Raw genomic sequence first — 19,630 nt, 5'->3', positions numbered from 1 at the left:
TTTCGATGCCTGTGATCGGCTGCTAGGAAGGAAATGGGTACGCTGAAGTTCCGTTCCCGCGAGGCCCTGACGCACGAGTGAGGTCACCCAGTGAGCTGCCCGGTCTGCTCGTCCCGGACCTTCCCCTGTCGGGGAGGTCTGGCCGCCGCCGACAGCGCGCCTTCGCCCGGTTGTCCGCTGAGCCGCGAGGAACGAGCGAGGCGCATCGAGCGACGCGAACGGTTGCGCGAGCTCAAGTCGCGGCCGGAGTGGAACCAGGGCCGGCCGCGCGGACGGGGCAGCCGTCTCAGCCTGCTCGCCTGGGCGGTGATCGCACTGGTCGTCCTCGTCCTGTTCCTGCTGTGAGGCATCCCGGTAGCGGCTCCACCGGGCTCCGGGCGCACGGGCGCCGGCCGGACCCTCTATCGTCGGGGCGAACCCATGCCCGCGGCTGCCGGACGATCAACGGAGCCCGGCGGACCCAGACTCAGGAGTGTGCGACGACATGCCGAGCAACAGAGCCGATGTGACGGTGGCCGAACGATTCCTCGGCGCGTTCGGCGCACACGACTGGGACGCCATGCGTACGGTCCTGGCACCGGACCTGGCCTGGAGCATGCCCGGCACGGGAAGCATCTCCGGCACGATCCACGGCGTCGACGCGGCCATCAGCCGGCTCCGGGAAATCGTCGGCCGCGGCCTCAACACCGAGCTGCTCCACGTCCTGACCGGCGAGAACGGCGTCACCCTGTCCCTGCACAACACGGCGGAGGCTCCCGACGGCCGCAAGCTCGACGAGTACCTGGCGACCGTGCTCACCATCCGCGACGGCAAGGTCGCCGCGATCGACAGCTACCTGTCCGACGTGGACGGCATGAGCGCCTTCTTCCACTAGACCGTGCGCACACCTCAACTCGGCCGACGTCTTCGGGGGGAATCGTGAACGTCAGCACTGAACAGCCGCTTCTCGGACGGAAGCTGAACGCCGGGCACGTGGTCGCGATCGGGTGGGTGCTGTGTGCCGCCGCCCTCGCCGAACGTGTTCCGAGATTCGTGTCCGGGCGCCGGTACCTCCTGTGCCACGCCTCGTCGGCGCTCGACCATCTGACGCTCACGGCCCTCGCGCTGGTGATGGCCGCGGGGATGGCGGCGCTGGCCGGCGCGATCATGATCCAGGCGAAGGACTCCTATCGGTCCGCGCTTCCCGTCGTGTGGCTCGTCGTCGTGGTCGCCCTCCTCGTCGCGGCGGACGGGGTCGACGCCCATGGCGAGGCGCTGGCCGCAAAGCTGTCAGCCACACCGTTCACGGAAGGCGCGTGTGACTACACCCCGCAGGACTACATCGCCACACCGGGCTGGTTCTTCTGGTAGGCCGCGACCACATGGTCCTGGGCCACACCAAAGGCGTCCGGCCGCGTGTCACGCGCTCAGCGCGGTCAGCAGCAGCGGCAGGGAGCGGTGCAACTCCCGCTGCCAGTACGGCCATTCATGGATGCCGGGTCCGTAGAAGTCGGTGACGGCCGGGCTGCCCAGCGCGCGCAGCCGGGCGGCGAGGGCCCGGTTCTGCTGCTCGAAGTAGGCCTCGTTCGGGTCCTTCGTGCCGGGCGGATCGTACGGGCCGCCCGGCTTGCCGTTCCCGCAGGACAGGAAGACGGGCAGCCCGCGCAGTGAGCTCGCCTGGACGGTGGGGTCGTGCGCGGCCCACACCGTGCGCTGGCGCACCGGATCACCCCAGATCGCGTACGGGTCGGCGCCCACCTGCCGGTCGAGGTTCAGGAACCAGTCGGGGCCGAATCCGCCGGGCACCTGGAGCAGTGGGTGCACGGTGCCGCTGTACGACGCGACGGCCCGGAAGAACCCCGGATGGTGCGCCGCGTACGACAGCGCGCCGAAGCCCCCCATCGACAGGCCCGCGGCGACGCGCCGGCCGCCCGCGCCGTAGCCGCGTTCGATGATCTGCTTGACCTCGGCGAGGTGGAACGTCTCCCAGCGGGGCGCGCCGCCCTTGCCGTAGTTCCACCAGTTGCTGTACCAGCCCGCCGCTCCGGCCTCCGGCATCACGACCAACGTCCGTCGAAGTTGGGGGAGTTGAGCCACGTCGGTGTACTTCGTCCAGTCGGCGTAGCCCCCGCAGCAGCCGTGCAGCAGCCACAGCGCCGGCCAGTCGTGCCTCCCCGGCGACCAGCCGTCCGGGGTGAGCAGGCGTACGTGGGCGGTCGTGCCCAGGGCCGGGGAGTCGATGGTGAGGTCCAGCTGGCGGGGCCCGACGTGCCGCTCGGCGATGACCCGCGCTCCGTCGTCGGCGCGTACGGGCCGTTCCTGCGCGTTGCCCGTGCCCACGGTGAAGGCGCTGGCCAGCAGGGCGAGCAGGACCGTGCCAACGACGGTGACGACCGGTACGCGACGCATCCCGACCCCTTTGTGTGAGCCCCGGGCTCTCCTGGAAACACCGAACCGTCCGGCGAACGTCGGCTCCAACGGTTTACCAGCCGCACCCCATCCTGCGCGAGAGGCGCTCCCGGCCCACATGTGGGTTCACCACGTGTGGGCCGCCCCCATAGAGCGCCGCACCGCAGGTAGGTGCGCCTCCGGAGCTCTCCCGAGGATCGGATCAGAACGACAGGCGGGTTGCGTCGCTACTCGGCCTCGGTGCCGGAAACGCGTGCTCGCCTCGCGGCCTCGGGGGCGCGGGCCGCTCCGAAGCGCTGCGGGCGACCGAGGTGATGAGCTCCCGGAGTTGTTCCACATAGCGATGGATGTTCTTGTGGGCGATCGCCGTGTCCGGGTAGCGGATGGCCAGTTGCAGGCCGCCGTGCAGCCGGGTGAACCACGCGCACACCTGGTCGCCGTAGGACACCCGGAGCATGGCGTACGCCTTCTGCTCGTCCCACTGGCGGGCCCCCGGGATGTCCCGCGCGTCGACGAACGACACGATCGAGTAGAGGTCGGGAGACGTGGGGCGGAAGTCCGAGCCGAGCAGGCGCAGCACGCGGGCGATCGGCAGGTGGGCGAGGGACTTGTTGGCCCGCAGCGCGGCGTGGACCATCGTCAGCGCGTCGTCGAAGCCCAGCGCCCGCGCCACCGGAATCTCGATCGGCGCACCGCCGACGTACCACCCCACGGAGTCCGCCCACCGGGACTTCGCCCGGGTGTGCAGCGGCACCACCGTGCGGTAGACGGGTTCACCGCCGATGTCGTGGACGATGAGGCCGGTGGCCGCCAGGATGCCCACCTGCCCGCCGCCGAACGGCCGGCAGTACGTCGAGAAGGCGGCGGCGTCCGCGTCGTCCACGAGCATCTCGTACAGGAGCTTCTGCTCGGGCAGCCCGCCGCCGGGTTCGAGGCCGAGGTCCACCGGGAAGGCGGGCAGCCTGCCGTCGCAGCGGGTGATGAACTCCCGCCAGCGCGCGATGATCGCGTGGGTGTCGTCGACCTGGTCCGCGCTGGCCCGCTCGATCTCGCAGAAGTCGACATAGCTGCCGGCCGGGGCCGCTTCCCGGCCGCGCCCTTCGGCCCGCGCCGCGTAGAGCTCGTGGACCTCGGAAGGGATGCGCTGGATCGAGTACGCGTCGACGTTGCTGTGGTCGAAAGCCATGTAAACGCTGGTCGACTCGTCCCTGACCACCGCCGTGTACAGGAAGTTCGGCCAGCCCAGCGCGTCCGCCGCCACATCGAAGCGGTCCTGGAGGTGGTGGCTCAGCCCCTCCCCGTCGGTGAAGTCGCCCACGACTTCCCGCCGCAGTGCGACGACGTCGGGCGCCGCGGTGAACCGGCGCATCTCGTCGCCGACCCAGCGGAAGCCGCTGCGCAGCGTTTCGTGCCGGAGCGTCCAGGTCCGCAGCGCCTCCTCCAGGACGTCGAGGTCGACGGGGCCCGGGATGTCGAACGCGGCGCCCAGCCAGGTCGGCACGAACAGGCCGTCCCGGCGCACCGACCGGGCCGTCCGGATATGTGATTCCTGCACATAGGCGGGAGGCCTGGCGTCATCGGGCTGACTGGTCGCGGCCTCGACCATGACGGGGTCCAGACTCCACTCGACCAGCCGTCCGGGACGGACCTCGCAGCCGTGAATGTCGGTAATTCGCACGGGAGTCTTCCATTCACACGCTGTCGGGGAACACGGTCGGGCAGCAGGCCGAAGGAGCTGGAGGCCCCTCCCGCGCCCACTTGGCCAACTCCCTTATGGGACAAGGCGGATCGAGGAGGTTGAGTGGCCGACCCTTGTGTACGTCTACCCCGACGCCCCGTGCCAGGACGCCCGTTCGCGGCGCTCTCGGGCGGGGAGCGGGGGCCGCACACCGCAGCTCAGGAAATACGGTCATGCGGTGACCAACGCGGGACGAGCGCCCCCGGGCACGCAGAACCACCCCATCGAGTCGCATGCGCCGACCCGCGCGCCATCACGCCCCGGACGGCGGCCTGGCCTGCGGCATCGCGCCCTTGACCGTGGAGGCGATGCCCTTCAGGGGCCTGGCCGAAGGAGTGAGCGTCGCCAGCCCCCACACGTGTGGGGGCACCCCATGCCGGTGGGAGCCGGTCATGGAGGATCTACCCATGGGTGAACTGGTGGAGCGTGTGGACGAGCAGGACCACGTCGTCGGCGTGGCCGAGCGGGGCGAGGCCGTACGGCAGGGATGGCTGTACCGGATGGCCATGGTGCTGTGCCGCGATGCGAGCGGCCGCTATCTGGTGCACCGGCGCCCCGAGAACAGTTCGCGGTTCCCGGGCGAGTACAGCTGGCTGGTGGCCGGAGCCGTGGGTGTGGGCGAGCCCTACGAGGACGCGGCGCGCCGCGAGCTGCGTGAAGAGCTGGGCGTGGACGCCGAGGTGCGCCCGCTGTTCAAGTTCCTGTGCGACGGCGAGCTCAGCCCCTACTGGTTCTCGGTGTACGAGACCGTCGTGGAAGATGGGGACGTCGCACCGGACGCGTCCGAAGTCGCCTGGCACGGCTGGCTGACCGGAGACGAATTGAGGACGGCCATGGCGAGCTGGACGTTCGTCTCGGACAGCCGGGACGCCTACGACCGCTATCTCGCCATGGGCATGGGCCAGGAGTCGGGGCCGCCCTGTTCGCGTGGTTGCGTCGGCCCGTCGAGTCAGGAGCGGTTGACCCGGCCTGCCACCGCGTGGCCGATCAACAGGTAGACCGCTGCGGGCAGACCGTAGTTGACCACCGTGCGCCAGGTGTCGGACTTGATGTTGAACATGTCGCGCGACCAGCCGGAGAGCCAGTCCGCGGCGTTCCGGACCCACGAGACGACGTCGTTGGCCGTGTTGGCGTTGACCAGGAAGAAGGCGATCCAGAGGATCAGGATCAGTGCCGTGATGTCCGCGATGATGAGGATGCCGGTCGCCGCGGGATTGCCGCCATAGCGCCTGGACATGTTCAACTCCTTGTTTCTACAGGTGGGTTGACGGGGCGGCCGGTCTGGTCGCGTACGGCCGTTTCGGAGCGCCGCCGGGGGCCGGGAGTGCGTCGGGATTCATAGGCTGAGCAGGCTCTCCGCGAGGCGGCGGTACGCACGCAGGGCCATGCGCTGGTCCTCCGTGGCCGCGCCGCCGGACGCGTCCTGCCAGGACGCCCGCAGCGTGCCGCGACGCTGCCCGAGGGTCTCCATGACCCGCTCGGCCAGGGCGTCGACCGCCGAGGCGGCCTCCTCGACCGCCGAACGGGGATCGTCGACGAAGCCGGCGACCGCGTGCTGGATCCTGAGCTGCGCCTTGTCCCGCTCGTCCGACGGCAGCAAGGTGTCTGCTTCCGCAGCAGCACTGGGCTCGCGCAGGGGCTGGTCAGGGTCCTCAGGGCCGTGCTGCTGGGGCACGGACTGATCGGGTGCGGACTGCTCAGGGCCCGGGGCCTCGGCCTCGTTCATGACTGGCTCCCTCGGGCGATGTCGTGGTGTCGCAGGCCGCCCCTGGACGCGTGCCGGCCACCGCGGGCCGCCGGGCGCCCGGCCTTGTTCCCGCGGCGTTCGCCGGCCAGAACCACGAAGAACTCATGGGCCTGTACGAGGATCTCGCGCAGCTCTTCCGTACTGACGCGACGCCCGTCGGCGCCCTGGGCCGCGCCCCGGATCCGGCGGTAGCCGTCGACGTGCTGGGGGTGGTGCACGGAGAGGGCGGCCAGTTGCTCCTCGGACGAGCCGTCCGGGAAGCCGCGTTCCTGCGCGAGGCGGCCGAGCAGCGCCTCGGCGTCGGCGACCGCGCGCGTGGGCGAGTCCACGAACTCCTCCTGGACTCGGGCCCATTCTGCGGAGTACCGGCCCCGCGCCTCGGCCGTCGGAGGCTGGAGCTTCAGGTCGCCGTACCGGCGGACCCGCTCGTCCAGGTCCTTCTCGGCGGCCTTCACATCGCCGTTGTGCTGGGCCACGGTCCGCTCGTACTCGGGCCCGAACCGGCGGCGCAGGCCATGGCCGCCGCGGCGCGCGACGAACATGCCGAGAACCACCGCCACGACAACGATCACCGCGACCGCTGTCAGGATGATGACGACACCACTGGACATGGGCTGCCTTCCCGTCGGTGTACGGCCCCGCACTCCGGGCTGCTCCCGTACGAGTAGGCGCGAGGCGGCCGGATAAACGCGGCCATTGAGTGAGCGTCCCAGGGGGGAGGCCGTGACACAGGGGCCCGGGCCGCCACCACGGGTCCCGCGGTCCCGGGGCACCCACAGACCCACCCTCCGGATCGCTGCGTTCACTCGATCGGACCACGCAGCTTTCCCAGGAGCCCGAGCGCGGAGAGGCTTCGAGGGAGAACGCCCCTCACCCGTAGGAGGAAAATCGTGCGTATCCGTACCGCACTCGCAGCATCCGCCCTGGCCGTCACCGCAGTGATAGGCATGGCCGGTGCCGCAGCCGCCGACGACCAGCCGCCGACCGGTCAGGCCGACCACTCCCCCGGTGTCCTGTCCGGCGACGTGATCCAGGTTCCCATCCACATCCCGATCAACGTGTGTGGCAACAGCATCGACGTCATCGGGCTGCTCAACCCGGCCTCCGGCAACACCTGCACGAACCACTGATCCGCCGGGCCCGCCAAACGGCTTCGCCCCGAAACCGCACTCCGGTTCCGGGGCGATTCCTACGCCCGACCCGCGTCAGACGTGCATCCGCGCCCCGCCGGGAGCAGACTCGCCCTCGCGAGGGGGGACAGCGAGGATCAGAGCGAAAAGGATTGCCACGTCATGTCGACTGCCACCCACACCGAGCACACCGAGCACACCCATGAGCACGGCACCGGCTGCGGCCATGTGGCCGTGCCCCATGCCGACCATGTCGACTACGTGCACGACGGCCACCTCCATCGCGACCACGACGGCCACACCGACGAGTGCGAGCCGCCCGCGCACACCGTGCACGAGAACCACGGTCACCGCCACGATGTGGGGTGCGGACACGTAGCCGTACCGCACGGCGACCATGTCGACTACATCCACGACGGCCACCGTCATGCGGACCACGACGGCCACTGGGACGACCACTGAGTGTGATCGAAGGTCGCGGGGCGGGCGCCCTGACCGGACCGCAGGTCCATGGCCACCACCACGGCCTTCCTCGGACGGTCGGGCGCCCCTCCGCCGGATCCCACGCCCGCTACGCGAGGAGCAACGCCGCATCCCAGTCGAGCAGTCCGGGACTGGGCGAGCCGCCCTCCGCGGACGGGACGCCCTCCACGTACGTGTGGAGGGCCAAGGCCGCCCCGGCCGCCCCTTCCAGGAAGCCGACCCCGTCGGCCTCCGCCATTTCCTCCACCAACTGCCCTGCCAGGCACGGCAGTTGAGCGCCGAGCTCGGCGTCATCCAGGTCGTACGCCATCCGCGCGGCGATCTGCAGCAGCCCGCCCGTGCCATGGCACAGGCCCGGTCCCTCCAGCGCCCGCGTGGCGGCGGGCCGCGCCAGCGCCGCGCGCATCGCGCGGCCGGCCAGCTCCCGCCACTCCTTCTCCTCCAGCGCCCGTCCGGCCAGGAACAGGGCTCGGGCGGCGCCCGGGGTGCCGTAGCACCAGGCGGCCCGCGTCGGCGGGTTCGGGGGTCGCTCGCCGCTGAGCTCGTCCTCGGCGCGTACGGTCAGCGGCCAGTACGGTCCGTACCCGTCCCCGTGCGCCCGCCCGGCCAGCCACCCGGCGAACCGGCCGATCGCCTCCTCGTGGCCCCGCACGCGCACTCCCTGCTCATGTGCGAGTGACAGGAGCGCGAGCGGGCCCGGAATCCCGTGCGCCAGGCCCAGGTTGAGGTGACCGCGCGGGAAGTCCGGGTTCGGCCCCTGGGCTCCGGGGCCGCCCTCCGTCCACCAGCCGGGCAGGGTTCCGTGCGCGGTCACGGCCGGTTCGGCGAGGTCGACCAGGGCTTCCAGACATGCGCGCAGAGCGGGGCCGTGCGGGTCGAGGGCGAGGAGCAGCCGGGCCAGGCCCGACGCGCCGGACACCGCGTCGTACAGGTGCGACGGCGCGCCCGTGCCCTGGGACCGTCCGGCACGCAGGGCGCGCGCCCGCTCCACGGCGGCTTCGGCCACGCGCGGCGTGACGGAGTCGAGGAGCGAGCGATAGGTGTCGGGGCCGGTCGCGGCGACGCGCGCGGCGAACGCGACGGCCGCCGTCCCGCCGTACAGCCCAGCGGCCCGCAGTCCGCCCGCCGGCCGGATCGCGGCGGCGAGGTGGGCGTGGGCGACCGAGCGGGCCTCTGTGTCCCCGCCCGCCGCCAGCGTCGTGAAGAGCAGGGCGATGCCCGGGTGCCCGACGGCCAGCGAGTCGACCCGGGCCGGCTGGAGTGCCTGCGGCGTACGGAGCCGGGCGGCGACCGAGTCGAGCGCGTCGCGGGCGCGCTCCTTGGAGAGGTCTTCCGTCACCTGGACTCCTGGGCTCGGGCGCGGGCACCGTGCGCTTCGAAGGCGCCCCTGGCCAGGGCGTGCGCGCGGCGTTCCGCTTCTGGGTCGATGCCGATGAGCCGGTTGTGGCTCATGTGGATCAGGCTGGCGGCGACGGAGGCGGGCGGGCGCCGGTCGGGGTCGCTCGCGTACAGGTCGGCGAGGAGCTGTCCGTACTCGGCGAGGCGGGCGGCACGCTCCTCCCACACGTGCCGCAGGGCGGGGTCGGCCGCGTCCGGTGCGGGGCCGACCGGGCCGATCGCGCCGAGGGCTGCGGCGCGGTGGTCGCGGAAGGCGCGGTGGTCGCGCTCGGACTTGGCGAAGGCGGCCGGGAACCAGACGCCGGGCGCGGGCCCGCCCGCGCCGTCGAGGAAGTGCCGCGCCAGGTCAGCCGAGTTGACGGCCGCGAGCAGGTCGCGTTCGGGGCCGGTGCGCCCGTGCAGTGCCCCGATGCCGGCGAGCGCCGCGAGGCTGTCCGCCTGGAAGACCCGCTCGGCGGCGGCCATCGCCTCGGGGCCGCCGTAGCGTTCCAGTTCCGGGTCGTACGCTTCCAGGCGCAGCCCGGCCGCGAGGTTCGCCCGGCGCAGGTCGGCGGCCCAGTCGCGGACGAGCGGCAGCAGCGCCGCGACCGGCCCCGGCTCGTCGCCGTGGAAGCGGATCCTGAGGTGGGGCGCGGGGTCGCGGTAGCGGATGAAGAACCAGCGGTCCACATAGCCGGGGAGTGCCGCGAGCAGCTGGGGCAGATGCTCTTCGAGGAGGGTGTCGTGCCGGATCTCGGCCGCGTCCAGGCGGGCGTAGAGCCAGTTGCCGCCAGGCAGGACGGCCCTCCCCGCCGATCGGTGGACCGATCTCGTCGGCGCCGTGCGGCGTCGGCCGGCCGGCTGTCGGACGGCGTGCAGGGCGACGACGAGTTCGACGGTGCGGGACCCGCCGGGCCCGCGCGGCCGGCCGTCCCCCGCGGCGCCCGGCTCCTCCTGGAGGATCGCGTGCTCGGCGCCGCGCGCGTGCGCGTACAACAGCCTTTGGTGCCAAGGGAGTTCGAGGTCGAGGCTGATGCGCTGGTCCCCGGTGACGAGTCGGACGTCGCTCGGCACGCTCCAGCGCCGCCGCCAGCTCGCAAGCCCGGCGCGCCACCGCTCGAAGTCGCCCGTCGGGACGGTCAGCCGCCACGTCGCGGGGGCCAGGACCGTGCGCCCGCACCGCACCCGGGGCAGCGCGGGCAGCGCGTTGGCCGCGCCCCAGTCCCAGGGCTGCCAGGGCCGGTGCCCGGTCAGGGACACCTCGTGGAGGAAGCGGGCGGCGTTCGGGGCGCCGGTGCGCTGGTTGAGTACGTGATGGGCCCTGACCTCGACCGGCCGGCCGAGACTGCGGGAGTGCACGGTGAGCCGCTCCAGGTCTGCGGTGACCAACAGGTCGTCAAGCGGCAGGACTTGCGGACCCTCGGCGTCGGGAAACGCGCTGACGACGACCCGGTGGCCGAGCCAGCGCGGAGTGCGGGTGATGTTGGCGTACCGGGGCCGCGCCGGGCTGAACTCCAGATGGACCGGCACCGAGTCACCTTCCCCGGTCCCAGCCACCTGCGACATGAGCCCGGCTCCGCCGAGGAGCCCGGCGAACCGGCCGAACGTCGCCCCGGCCACATCGCTGCCCACGACCGGCGAGAGCACCACCCTCAACTCGTCGCCCTGGACGACGAGTTCGCCGTAGAGCTCGAACGAGTCGGGAACGCGGTGGGCGGCGCGCTCGCCGTCCGCATCCGAGGACGGATCCGGTCCGGTCAGCCGGTCGAGCAGCACCTCGTCGAGCACCACTTCGGGCAGTGGTCGGCCGGGCTCACGGTCGGCGAGGGCTCCGGCCGCCAGTTCCGCGAGCAGCCTGCCGCGCCCCGCGTCGTCCTCCTCGGACCCGGCCGGGGAGGACGGGACCGCGCCGCCCCTCGGATACTCATAGCCCTGCGGCGGCCCCAACCCCGTTTCCACGTCGAGGAGTTCGGCGACCGACACCGCTCGCTCGGTCCCGTAGCGCTCCACGAACGCCTGGTGGTAGGCGCGCAGATGCGCGGGCGCGGTGCGCGGCGGCGAGAGGCGCCACAGCACGGTGGCCGCCCGCTCGAACTCCTCGCGCACGTCCGGCGGCAGCACCACGTCCGCGTCCAGCGCGAGATCCACCTGGAGGACGTGGCCGGCGGGGCACACGCCGGTCATGCGCTCCCGCACCGAGCGCAGGGCCTTCAGCCTCTCGACACCGGCAGCCAGTTCCTCGCACCGCCCCAACTCGCCCCGTACTCCGTCGAGTTCGGACCGCAGGGGCAATGCGTCAGGAAGCCGCGCGACGACATGGCCGAGTGGATCACCGGCGTCCGGGGGCGGCATCAGGTCCGTGTGCAGGAAGCCCCGCAGCACCAGGGTGTGCACGAGGTGGGTCACGGCCGCGACGGGTGCGGCCGGGAAGGCGACACCCACGCCCCGGATCAGCTCGGAGAAGGAGACGGGCTCTGCGGCCTGCTTCAACACCTCGGCGACCACCGCCGTATGACGCAGGCTCACCTCCCGCCTGGCATCGCCCGAGCCGGTGGGAACGTACGGCAGTGTCACGCGCGAGCCCCGGACGACGTGCTGCTGGTCGGCGACGAGGAGCAGGCCGGGCAGGACCGCGGGGTCCTGGTGCAGCCGGCCCACGACCGAGGCGAGCCAGCCGAGATCGGGGCGTACGGCGGCCCGGTGCCGCTCGCCCCAGCGGGCCGAGACGCTGTCGCCGAACCGGGCGAGCGCCACGCCGGCAAGCAGTCCGAAGGGGGTCGGCCGGGTCGTCATCCGCAGCCGGTAGCGGCCGACCGCGGTCGCGGCGCGGCGCAGCGCGTCTCCCGTCGGCGGCGCGTCCCGGGCGAGCACCTGGGCCAGCGAGGGGCTGGACACCTCGATCGCCTCCCGGAACAGCGGGTCGGCCGCGGCCTCGGCGACATAGGCGGCGAGGTCGGCGTCCGCCGGGCCCGCCGGGGTGTCGGGGTGCTCGGGTACGGGCCGGGCGGGGGCCCGCAGAAGTACCGGTTCAGCGGCCGTGAACAGCCTTTCCTGTCGTGCCGCGCGCTGTCCGCCCACAGTTCCCCTTCGCCGTACGAATGCCGTAATCCGCCCCTGTCTAGCGGAGGTTCGGGGAATTGTGACCAGGTCGAGCAGGCAATGTGCCCGATGATGCAGAACCCCTTTCCCTTTTGTTCACAGTCATTGACGAGGCCGGTCGCCCGCGGCCTACCGTCCATTCGTTCGCTGCGAGATCCGCAGCCGAAACGAGAGGAGTTCCTCATGACCAACGAGACGACTCAGGACCTGTTCGACCTCGACGTGCGCGAGGTGCTGGCCGAGGGTGAGGCCCAGAACAGCGCCGGCATCAGCATCTCCTGCGAGGGGTCCTGCCACCGTCCTTACTGCATCTGATTTCTGACACTGCATTTATTTCTGCCCCTGTGTCAGTGGCGGCTGCGGAGAACTACAGGGTTCTCCGCAGCCGCGGTGCGTTCTTGGGACTCCGGTCAATTGACCGTCGGCCAGTCCACCGGTGTGGCGCGCGGCAGCGAGGGCAGCGGTCCACGGCCCCGCGCGAGCAGCTCCTCGGGGGTGACCGCGTCCAGCCTCTTTCGCGCCACCTCGATCAACTCTCTTACCGACTCCATGAGTTGAAGGTGCGTCAGAGGCCGGGGCGCGAGGCCCTCGCCCGTCTCGGTCAGGAGCTCGGCGAGCGTCTGGCGCAGGCGGTTCGTGGTGGCTTCGCGGATGGTGAGGGCGAGGTGGACGGAGAGGCCTTCGTTGCCGGTCGCGGTGTGCGGGGCGCCGCGCGGCACGTACAGGACGTCGCCCGCGCCGATGACCGTGCGCAGGGCGGGTTCGCCCGGGTGCGGCACGGGGCCCGGGTGCCAGTGGCCGTCGGCCGGGGCGTCGTACACCGTCCACTCCTTGCGGCCGGCGAGCTGCACGACGAGCACGTCGGCGTCGTCCCGGTGCACGTCGAGGCCCCGCCGGCCCGCCAGGGTGGCGAAGCAGAACGCCTCCGTCGTGCGGCCCAGGTCCTGCGAGAGCAGGGCGGTCAGGGCGCCCACCGAGGCGTTCCACTGGTCGAGTTGGGGCAGCAGCAGCGTCGCGCCCTCGGCGAGCAGGCGCATGATCCGCTCCGGGTCGGCGAAGCCCTCCTCCGGCCGCCCGGCGACGACTCTGGCCGTGCTGAACTCCGCGGCCGGCACGACCTCCCCCTCCCGCACCATCTCGACGTACGGCGCGCGCATCAGGCCGCCAGTCAGCGCCTCGGCCAACTCCCTTGTCCTGGGCGCCTCTTGGGGCAGGCTCGGCGGCGTGAACACGTGCGGCCGGCCGTCTCGGCACCGGTCGAAGAACAGCTCGGGCTCCCCCACCAGCCGGTCAAGCACTCCCCAGCTCATCGTCTCTCCCCAGGTACGGGGGCGGTCCGGCGCCGCCCGAAGCCGAACCTACGGGACGTCCCCGGGGGTGCGCCCCTGGACGGCCGGGCACCGTGGGGGCCGACGAAGCTGCCCGGGAGATCATTGACCCGTCGACGGCCCCCGGCGGCCGCGGTCCGTCGAATTGTCAGATCGCCAGATCGCCGATCACAGTCTCGGGATTCGTTGACCTCAAGTTCGGTCGAGGTCGTACGTTCCTCGCATGAGTATGGAAGCCACGGCGTGGACGCAGCTCCACAACGTCATGAACGCCCAGCAGGACAAGCGGCCCCTCAACCGGGCGACACTGCGCCGCGTCGCCGCCTTCGCCCGCCCGCACCGGCGCCGCATCGCCCTCTTTCTGGTCCTGAGTGTCGCCACGGCGCTGCTCGCGGTGGCCACCCCCCTGCTCGCCGGGCGGGTCGTGGACGCGATCGTCGGCGGGAAGGAGAGCGGGACCGTCATCCGGCTCGCGCTGTTCATCGCCGCGATCGCCGTCGCCGAGGCGGCCCTCGGCATCGTGAGCCGGTGGCTGTCGTCCACGCTGGGCGAGGGGCTGATCCTCGATCTGCGCACGGCCGTCTTCGACCACGTGCAGCGGATGCCGGTCGCGTTCTTCACGCGGACCCGCACCGGCGCGCTCGTGAGCCGCCTCAACAACGACGTCATCGGCGCCCAGCGGGCCTTCAGCAACACGCTGTCCGGCGTGGTCAGCAACCTGGTCACGCTGCTCCTCACGCTCGCCGTGATGCTCGGCATCTCCTGGCAGATCACGCTGCTCGCCCTGGTCCTGCTGCCCGTGTTCGTGCTGCCCGCGCGCCGCATGGGCACCCGGATGGCCCGGCTCCAGCGGGAGGCCGCCGAGCACAACGCGGCGATGGGCACCCGGATGACCGAGCGTTTCTCGGCCCCCGGCGCGACCCTGGTCAAGCTGTTCGGGCGGCCCGCCGACGAGTCCGCCGAGTTCGCCGCCAGGGCCGGCCGGGTGCGCGACATCGGGGTGCGTACGGCGATGGCCCAGTCCGCGTTCATCACCGCCCTCACCCTGGTATCGGCCCTCGCGCTCGCCCTCGTCTACGGGCTCGGCGGCTACTACGCGCTGCACGGCACCCTCGAAGCGGGCGCGGTCGTCTCGCTCGCCCTGCTCCTGACCCGGCTGTACGCGCCGCTCACCTCACTGGCCGGGGCGCGCGTCGAGGTGATGAGCGCGCTGGTCAGCTTCGAGCGGGTCTTCGAGGTGCTCGACCTGAAGCCGCTCATCGCGGAGAAGCCCGAGGCCCGGGAGGTGCCGCCGGGCCCGGTGTCGGTGGAGTTCCACGAGGTGCGCTTCGGCTACCCGTCCGCCGACAAGGTCTCCCTCGCCTCGCTCGAAGAGGTGTCAAGCCTGGACACCCGGGGCGGCACCGAGGTGCTGCACAGCGTCTCCTTCCGGGCCGAGCCGGGCCAGATGGTGGCCCTGGTCGGGTCGTCGGGCGCCGGCAAGTCGACGGTCGCCCAGCTGCTTCCGCGGCTGTACGACGCGGACGGGGGCACGGTGCGGCTCGGCGGCATCGACGTACGGGATCTGACCGCCGACTCGATCCGGGACACCATCGGCATGGTCACGCAGGACGGCCATCTCTTCCACGAGTCGGTCCGCGCCAACCTGCTGCTCGCCCGCCCCGACGCCGACGAGGAGCACCTGTGGGAGGCGCTGCGCCGGGCTCGTCTGGACGGCCTGGTCGCCTCGCTGCCCGACGGGCTCGACACGGTGGTCGGCGAGCGCGGCTACCGGCTCTCCGGCGGTGAGCGCCAGCGTCTGACGATCGCCCGGCTGCTCCTTGCCCGCCAGCGTGTGGTCATCCTCGACGAGGCCACCGCCCACCTCGACAACACGTCCGAGGCGGCGGTGCAGGAAGCACTCGGCGAGGCGCTGGAGGGCCGTACCGCGGTGGTGATCGCGCACCGCCTCTCCACCGTGCGCTCCGCCGATCTGATCCTGGTCGTCGAGGCCGGCCGGATCGTGGAGCGCGGCACGCACGACGAGCTCCTCGAACTCGGCGGCCGCTACGAGGAGTTGTACCGCACCCAGTTCGAGCGACCCGGCGGCGCACCCGCGCTCGGCTGACCGGACGGGCCGCGGGCGCCGAGGAGCCGGTCGACATCGGTGACGGCGCCCAGCGCTCCCAGCAGGGCGCCCACCGACATGTCGTGCAGCTCGGTCCGCGAGAACGCCTCGTCCGTCAGCCAGTCCACGCACAGCGCGCGCACGAACACCAGCCAGCTCGTCAGGAGAGCGGAGACCGTGTTCCTGGCGGGGCCTTCGAGTCCGGTCGCGTCGAGTACGCGCCGGCTCAGCTCGGCCAGCTCGTCGTTGATGATCGCCTGGATCACCGGGTCGCCCGCGAGCACCCTGTTCGCGGCGAGCACCGTGTTCTTGTTCGCGGCGAAGTAGTCGAAGTGGACATCGAGCCCGGCGGACAGCTGGTCGAGCAGCGACTGTGCCGGGTCGATGCGCGTTCCGTCGAGCAGCCGGTACGACGCCTGCTGGAAGATGCCGGCGAACAGGGCGCTCTTGTTGGGGAAGTAGCGGTAGAGCAACGCCCTTGAGACACCGGCCTGTTCGGCCACGTCCTCCATGAGCACGTCGTGGTAGGGCTTCGCCGCGAACAGGTGGGCTCCGACGTCGAGCAACTCCTTGCGGCGCTCGTCGGGGCTCAGCCTGCGGCGCGCGGTCATGGCACCCAGGTTACTTGACGTGTGTCTACTAGCGAACCTATGGTCGCCTTAGTAGACACACGTCCAGTAGGGCGAAGGGGGACCACACCGTGGCCAGGCTCCTCAAGTGGCTTTCGTGGGCGATGGGCATCGCCGACGTACTGATCGGCGCCGTTCACCTCGCCACCGGCATGGACTCGGTACCCGGCGCGGGCTCGCCGGGCCCGACCGTCGACAGCCTCATGCGGTTCTTCGGCGCGATCTTCCTCGGGTACGGGCTTGCCTGGATCTGGGTGGCGCGGCAGTCGCCGATCCCGTCGAGGGCCGTGCGTCTGCTCGCCGGGATCTTCTTCCTGGGCGGCGCGAGCAGGCTCCTGTCGTGGGCCGCGCTCGGCCGCCCGAACTGGTTCCAGCTGGTTCTGATGGGCATCGAACTCGCCCTGCCGCCGCTCTACTTCTGGCTGTCGGCCGCCGACGAGAGGGAGGTGGCGGCGCGTCGCTGGAACGCCGAGGAGTCGTCCCGCACCGAGGCCCGCTCGACGCCCTGACGAGCAGCGCGCGTCATCCGGACACCTGAATGGGGCACTAATTTCGCCACATACCGCACGCGTCCGAAAGGTTGGCGATCACGAGGCAACGGATCACGCCGGATCCCGGTCTAGTTCGGTGCGCACCCCCGAGTCGGTGCGGCTGGACGGTGGCCGCCGGGCGCCGCGTCCAGGACGATCTCGTGCAGAGAGTGTTCTTGATCCATGGGGCTGACAAGTACCACCGTTCTGGCATTGGCCGTGCTCTGCACGGTGCTGCTGTCCCTCGTCGTCGTGTGGCTGTGGCCGCGGCTGGCGAGGCAGGGGTGGCGGCCGGTCGTGGCGCGGGTGGGCCTGATGTGCGCGGTTCAGCTGCTGCTCTTCTCCTCCGTGGGTCTCGCGGCCAACAAGTCGTTCCTCTTCTACGGCTCGTGGGCGGACCTGTTCGGCCGGCAGGACGGCGTGGGCGTCCTCGATGCGCGGACGGTCGCCAGTCCGGGTGTGAAGGTCGACGGGAAGCAGAAGGTGGACGTTCCCGGCGCGGGAAAGCCGAGCATCGGCGGCGAGGTGCAGCGGGTCACGGTGCAGGGCGAGCGGTCCCGGATAGTCACCCCGGCCTATGTGTATCTGCCGCCGGAGTACTTCCAGAAGGGGTACGAGAAGAAGTCCTTCCCCGCCACCGTGGTGCTGACCGGCTTCCCCGGGACCGCCGAGAACCTCATCAAGGGCCTGCACTACCCGAAGACGGCGTGGACGCTGTCCAAGGAGAAGAAGACGCAGCCGATGATCCTGGTGATGATGCGGCCCACCGTCGCTCCGCCGCGCAACACCCAGTGCATCGACATCCCGGGCGGCCCCCAGACGGAGACGTTCTTCGCCGACGACGTGCGCAAGGCGATCTCCGGTACGTATCGCGTCGGTACGAAGCCGAAGAACTGGGGCTTCATCGGCGACTCGACGGGCGGCTACTGCGCGCTGAAGATCGCCCTGCACCACCCGGAGGCGTACGCGGCCGGGGCCGGCCTGTCCGCGGACTACCAGCCCGAGGTGGACACGGACTCCGGTGACCTCTTCCACGGGAACAAGCACGAGGAGAAGCGGTCCGATCTCCTGTGGAGCCTCGACCATCTGCCCCAGGGCAACTCGTCGTTCCTGGTCACCACGTCGAAGCAGGGCGAGAGCAACCTCAAGGAGACCCAGAAGTTCATCGCCAAGGTCAAGAAGCCCGCACACGTCTCGTCGATCACGCTCGATTCCGGCGGCCACAACTTCAACACCTGGCTCCGGGAGATCCCGCCCTCCCTGGAATGGCTGAGCACCCGCCTCGCCGCGGACTGAGCTCCCGGTTCGTCGGCCCGGTCGTGCGGCGGGAGCGCGACTTCTGCTCCTGAGCGGTACTGGGGCCGGGCAACAGGGGGCGGGGAAGCCGCCTGCCTCCCGGCCCGTGCGCGACGCGGCGGGGCGGGTCAGACCAGGTCGACGTGGTACTGGCCGGCCTTGTAGTCGGCGAACAGCGTGTACTCGACTTCGGTCCTGGCCGTCTCGTCCTCGCCGAAGTCCTTCTCGACGGGCTCCAGGTCGACGAGGGCGTACTCGCTGTAGCCCTCGAAGTCGCCGGGCCCGTCCGCGACGGCGATGTGGATGGGGGTGTCGTCGGACAGGCCGGCGAGAGCTTCCCGCAAGCGGCCTGCTGTCCATACCTGCGGGGTGTGGTCATAGGTGTCCGTCATGGGCGGAGAGTAGCCTCGCCCCCGCCTCACCCCGCGCTCCCCCGCCAGCGGAACCACAATGGCAATCGCTTGGCCTACCGGTCGTGGCCCGATCAGTGGTTGCCCCGCTTGATCTCCACACGTTTGATGTTCACCAGGAGCGTGGGGTACCCGTCGCCCGGCCCGTTCTGGTCGTCCTCACCGCCCGCCGCGATCTTCTGCAGGACGTCGAGCCCGGAGGTGACCTGCCCGAACGGCGTGTAGGCGGGCGAGAGCTTGGTGTCCTTCCAGACGAAGAAGAACTGGCTGCCGTTGGTGTTCGGCCCGGCATTGGCCATCGCCACCGTGCCCGCCGGATAGGTGGCGCCGGTGAGGTTCTCGTCCGGGAAGGAGTATCCCGGGCCGCCACTGCCCGTGCCGGTCGGGTCGCCGCACTGCAGCACGTACAGCCGCGCGGTGGTGAGCCGGTGGCAGTGCGAGCCGTTGAAGTAGCGCTTCTCGGCGAGGAACCGGAAGGAGTTGGTGGTGCACGGGGCCTTGTCGGTCAGCGCCTTGAAGGTGATGGCGCCCTGGCTCGTGCGCAGGGTCGCGTTGAACGGGCGGGCGGCCTTGACCGGGTCGAAGTCCGGTATCCCCTTGTAGTTGTCGGCGGGGACGGCCGGAGTGTAGGTACAAGCGGCGGCCTGCGTTGCCGTGGCGGCACCGGCCTGCGTTGCCGTGGCGAGCGGAATCAGAACGACTGCGGCAAGCAACGCGCCTTGTCTGCGGAGCACTGAGGGGCTTCCTTCCGGAGGGACGAGCGTGACATGGCCGCATCATCCCTTCCACCCCGGGGGACCACGGGAAACCCCGATTAGCACATCAACTGACCTACACATTAGGGAAGTTCTTTGGTCCCAGTAGGACGGGTCGCCACCATTGACAGCCCTACGGGGCGTAACATCCCAAAAAGGAACGAAAGGGGAAAAGCGTGTACGCATCTGGAATGCGCTGGATCGCCACCGCGAGCGCGGTGGCGGCACTCGCCGGATCGGGAATCCTGCTCAGCGCGGGCGGGGCTGCGGCGGCGAATCCGGGGCCGCAGCCCGGCGGCTCGGCTCAGCAGGCGCCCGCCGCCGCGCCGGCGGTCCAGCCCATGAGTAAGGTCGTCGCCAACGGCGGGGTGTGGATCCACCAGGAAGCGAACACCACCTCCAAGCGGCTCGGCCTGCTTCCCATGGGCATGGCCACCGCGCCGAAGTGCAAGAAGATCGGCCAGAGCGTGGGTGGCAACAGGATCTGGTACAAGCTCGGAGCGGGCAAGCAGGGCTGGGTCTCGGCACGCTACGTGCAGAACCTCAGCCGCGTGCCGTACTGCGACTGAGCTGACACGGAGCGCCAACAGCCGTATGACCAGCGGCTGTTGGC

22 protein-coding genes are annotated in these 19,630 nt (G+C 71.2%); 11 read left to right on the top strand and 11 right to left on the bottom strand.

The window, feature by feature from the left end; genetic code table 11:
• The first annotated feature begins 222 nt into the window (after positions 1-222).
• The 3 genes from OHA17_RS35880 (at position 223) to OHA17_RS35870 (ending at position 1,350) form a co-directional block, all read left to right on the top strand.
• Positions 223-345 (top strand): hypothetical protein, encoded by a 123-nt coding sequence (locus tag OHA17_RS35880; protein ID WP_406509961.1) that lies wholly within the window; start codon positions 223-225, stop codon positions 343-345.
• A gap of 139 nt (positions 346-484) precedes the next feature.
• Entirely contained in the window at positions 485-874 is a 390-nt protein-coding gene (locus OHA17_RS35875) for a nuclear transport factor 2 family protein (RefSeq protein WP_406509960.1), read from the top strand.
• 44 nt (positions 875-918) lie between these two features.
• A complete protein-coding gene (locus tag OHA17_RS35870; protein WP_406509959.1) occupies positions 919-1,350 on the top strand; it encodes a hypothetical protein in 432 nt (143 codons plus the stop codon).
• A gap of 48 nt (positions 1,351-1,398) precedes the next feature.
• On the opposite strand, the gene OHA17_RS35865 is transcribed toward OHA17_RS35870, so the two are convergent.
• Together OHA17_RS35865 and OHA17_RS35860 are read right to left on the bottom strand one after the other, a co-directional pair.
• Positions 1,399-2,388 carry an alpha/beta hydrolase gene (locus tag OHA17_RS35865; RefSeq protein ID WP_406509958.1) on the bottom strand — a complete coding sequence of 330 codons (990 nt, stop codon included), beginning with the start codon at positions 2,386-2,388 and terminating at the stop codon, positions 1,399-1,401.
• Positions 2,389-2,590: 202 nt separating this feature from the next.
• Positions 2,591-4,066, bottom strand: a complete 1,476-nt coding sequence (locus tag OHA17_RS35860) for a condensation domain-containing protein (protein ID WP_406509957.1) — start codon at positions 4,064-4,066, stop codon at positions 2,591-2,593.
• Between the two features lie 467 nt (positions 4,067-4,533).
• Between OHA17_RS35860 and OHA17_RS35855 the strand changes: the two genes are divergently transcribed.
• Positions 4,534-5,124, top strand: a complete 591-nt coding sequence (locus tag OHA17_RS35855) for an NUDIX hydrolase (protein ID WP_406509956.1) — start codon at positions 4,534-4,536, stop codon at positions 5,122-5,124.
• Here OHA17_RS35855 and OHA17_RS35850 read toward each other — a convergent pair.
• From OHA17_RS35850 to OHA17_RS35840, 3 genes are all read right to left on the bottom strand, one after another.
• Entirely contained in the window at positions 5,076-5,363 is a 288-nt protein-coding gene (locus OHA17_RS35850; protein ID WP_189960195.1) for a hypothetical protein, read from the bottom strand. The genes OHA17_RS35855 and OHA17_RS35850 overlap by 49 nt on opposite strands.
• Before the next feature lie 99 nt (positions 5,364-5,462).
• A complete protein-coding gene (locus tag OHA17_RS35845; protein ID WP_406509955.1) occupies positions 5,463-5,852 on the bottom strand; it encodes a hypothetical protein in 390 nt (129 codons plus the stop codon).
• The gene (locus OHA17_RS35840) at positions 5,849-6,484 is read right to left on the bottom strand and encodes a hypothetical protein (RefSeq protein ID WP_406509954.1); all 636 of its coding nucleotides are present in this window, start codon (positions 6,482-6,484) and stop codon (positions 5,849-5,851) included. Before OHA17_RS35840 ends, OHA17_RS35845 begins: the two co-directional genes overlap by 4 nt.
• 276 nt (positions 6,485-6,760) lie before the next feature.
• Between OHA17_RS35840 and OHA17_RS35835 the strand changes: the two genes are divergently transcribed.
• Positions 6,761-7,003 (top strand): chaplin, encoded by a 243-nt coding sequence (locus tag OHA17_RS35835; RefSeq protein WP_053726899.1) that lies wholly within the window; start codon positions 6,761-6,763, stop codon positions 7,001-7,003.
• A gap of 162 nt (positions 7,004-7,165) precedes the next feature.
• A complete protein-coding gene (locus OHA17_RS35830) occupies positions 7,166-7,465 on the top strand; it encodes a hypothetical protein (protein WP_406509953.1) in 300 nt (99 codons plus the stop codon).
• 109 nt (positions 7,466-7,574) lie between these two features.
• Here OHA17_RS35830 and OHA17_RS35825 read toward each other — a convergent pair whose 3' ends face one another.
• Both OHA17_RS35825 and OHA17_RS35820 read right to left on the bottom strand, forming a co-directional pair.
• A complete protein-coding gene (locus OHA17_RS35825) occupies positions 7,575-8,825 on the bottom strand; it encodes a lanthionine synthetase C family protein (RefSeq protein ID WP_406509952.1) in 1,251 nt (416 codons plus the stop codon).
• The gene (locus OHA17_RS35820) at positions 8,822-11,941 is read right to left on the bottom strand and encodes a lantibiotic dehydratase (RefSeq protein ID WP_406509951.1); all 3,120 of its coding nucleotides are present in this window, start codon (positions 11,939-11,941) and stop codon (positions 8,822-8,824) included. The genes OHA17_RS35825 and OHA17_RS35820 overlap by 4 nt, the downstream gene beginning before the upstream one ends.
• Before the next feature lie 204 nt (positions 11,942-12,145).
• On the opposite strand from OHA17_RS35820, the gene OHA17_RS35815 reads away from it, so the two are divergent.
• Complete coding sequence (locus OHA17_RS35815) at positions 12,146-12,277, top strand: hypothetical protein (RefSeq protein ID WP_264197750.1); 132 nt, start codon at positions 12,146-12,148, stop codon at positions 12,275-12,277.
• A 95-nt stretch (positions 12,278-12,372) separates the two neighbouring features.
• On the opposite strand, the gene OHA17_RS35810 is transcribed toward OHA17_RS35815, so the two are convergent.
• Entirely contained in the window at positions 12,373-13,272 is a 900-nt protein-coding gene (locus OHA17_RS35810; protein ID WP_406509950.1) for a JmjC domain-containing protein, read from the bottom strand.
• A gap of 241 nt (positions 13,273-13,513) precedes the next feature.
• On the opposite strand from OHA17_RS35810, the gene OHA17_RS35805 reads away from it, so the two are divergent.
• The gene (locus tag OHA17_RS35805; RefSeq protein WP_406509949.1) at positions 13,514-15,397 is read left to right on the top strand and encodes an ABC transporter ATP-binding protein; all 1,884 of its coding nucleotides are present in this window, start codon (positions 13,514-13,516) and stop codon (positions 15,395-15,397) included.
• On the opposite strand, the gene OHA17_RS35800 is transcribed toward OHA17_RS35805, so the two are convergent.
• Positions 15,337-16,008, bottom strand: coding sequence for a TetR/AcrR family transcriptional regulator (locus tag OHA17_RS35800; RefSeq protein WP_406509948.1), 672 nt, complete (start codon positions 16,006-16,008; stop codon positions 15,337-15,339). The two genes, OHA17_RS35805 and OHA17_RS35800, sit on opposite strands and share 61 nt — an antisense overlap.
• Positions 16,009-16,097: 89 nt before the next feature.
• Between OHA17_RS35800 and OHA17_RS35795 the strand changes: the two genes are divergently transcribed.
• A complete protein-coding gene (locus OHA17_RS35795; protein WP_406509947.1) occupies positions 16,098-16,535 on the top strand; it encodes a DUF4345 domain-containing protein in 438 nt (145 codons plus the stop codon).
• Between the two features lie 204 nt (positions 16,536-16,739).
• A complete protein-coding gene (locus OHA17_RS35790) occupies positions 16,740-17,852 on the top strand; it encodes an alpha/beta hydrolase (protein WP_406509946.1) in 1,113 nt (370 codons plus the stop codon).
• A gap of 128 nt (positions 17,853-17,980) precedes the next feature.
• On the opposite strand, the gene OHA17_RS35785 is transcribed toward OHA17_RS35790, so the two are convergent.
• Both OHA17_RS35785 and OHA17_RS35780 read right to left on the bottom strand, forming a co-directional pair.
• Entirely contained in the window at positions 17,981-18,244 is a 264-nt protein-coding gene (locus tag OHA17_RS35785) for a DUF6225 family protein (RefSeq protein ID WP_053726845.1), read from the bottom strand.
• 92 nt (positions 18,245-18,336) lie between these two features.
• Positions 18,337-18,996: a peptidylprolyl isomerase gene (locus tag OHA17_RS35780; protein WP_406509945.1), complete on the bottom strand. Its 660-nt coding sequence runs from the start codon at positions 18,994-18,996 to the stop codon at positions 18,337-18,339.
• 197 nt (positions 18,997-19,193) lie between these two features.
• Here OHA17_RS35780 and OHA17_RS35775 point away from each other — a divergent pair, with 197 nt between their 5' ends.
• The gene (locus OHA17_RS35775; protein ID WP_398875313.1) at positions 19,194-19,586 is read left to right on the top strand and encodes a hypothetical protein; all 393 of its coding nucleotides are present in this window, start codon (positions 19,194-19,196) and stop codon (positions 19,584-19,586) included.
• Positions 19,587-19,630 lie beyond the last annotated feature (44 nt).

This window comes from Streptomyces sp. NBC_00212, assembly GCF_045206365.1.
Taxonomy (GTDB): Bacteria; Actinomycetota; Actinomycetes; order Streptomycetales; family Streptomycetaceae; genus Streptomyces.
The sequence above is the reverse complement of the archived record's forward strand: the minus strand, read 5'-3'. Positions and strand labels throughout refer to the sequence as shown.

Coding starts and splice junctions, on each gene's coding strand:
- OHA17_RS35810 (WP_406509950.1), bottom strand. CDS start 13,272: ATGAGCTGGGGAGTGCTTGACCGGCTGGTGGGGGAGCCCGAGCTGTTC.
- OHA17_RS35805 (WP_406509949.1), top strand. CDS start 13,514: ATGAGTATGGAAGCCACGGCGTGGACGCAGCTCCACAACGTCATGAAC.
- OHA17_RS35815 (WP_264197750.1), top strand. CDS start 12,146: ATGACCAACGAGACGACTCAGGACCTGTTCGACCTCGACGTGCGCGAG.
- OHA17_RS35855 (WP_406509956.1), top strand. CDS start 4,534: ATGGGTGAACTGGTGGAGCGTGTGGACGAGCAGGACCACGTCGTCGGC.
- OHA17_RS35800 (WP_406509948.1), bottom strand. CDS start 16,008: ATGACCGCGCGCCGCAGGCTGAGCCCCGACGAGCGCCGCAAGGAGTTG.
- OHA17_RS35845 (WP_406509955.1), bottom strand. CDS start 5,852: ATGAACGAGGCCGAGGCCCCGGGCCCTGAGCAGTCCGCACCCGATCAG.
- OHA17_RS35840 (WP_406509954.1), bottom strand. CDS start 6,484: ATGTCCAGTGGTGTCGTCATCATCCTGACAGCGGTCGCGGTGATCGTT.
- OHA17_RS35865 (WP_406509958.1), bottom strand. CDS start 2,388: ATGCGTCGCGTACCGGTCGTCACCGTCGTTGGCACGGTCCTGCTCGCC.
- OHA17_RS35785 (WP_053726845.1), bottom strand. CDS start 18,244: ATGACGGACACCTATGACCACACCCCGCAGGTATGGACAGCAGGCCGC.
- OHA17_RS35830 (WP_406509953.1), top strand. CDS start 7,166: ATGTCGACTGCCACCCACACCGAGCACACCGAGCACACCCATGAGCAC.
- OHA17_RS35850 (WP_189960195.1), bottom strand. CDS start 5,363: ATGTCCAGGCGCTATGGCGGCAATCCCGCGGCGACCGGCATCCTCATC.
- OHA17_RS35875 (WP_406509960.1), top strand. CDS start 485: ATGCCGAGCAACAGAGCCGATGTGACGGTGGCCGAACGATTCCTCGGC.
- OHA17_RS35790 (WP_406509946.1), top strand. CDS start 16,740: ATGGGGCTGACAAGTACCACCGTTCTGGCATTGGCCGTGCTCTGCACG.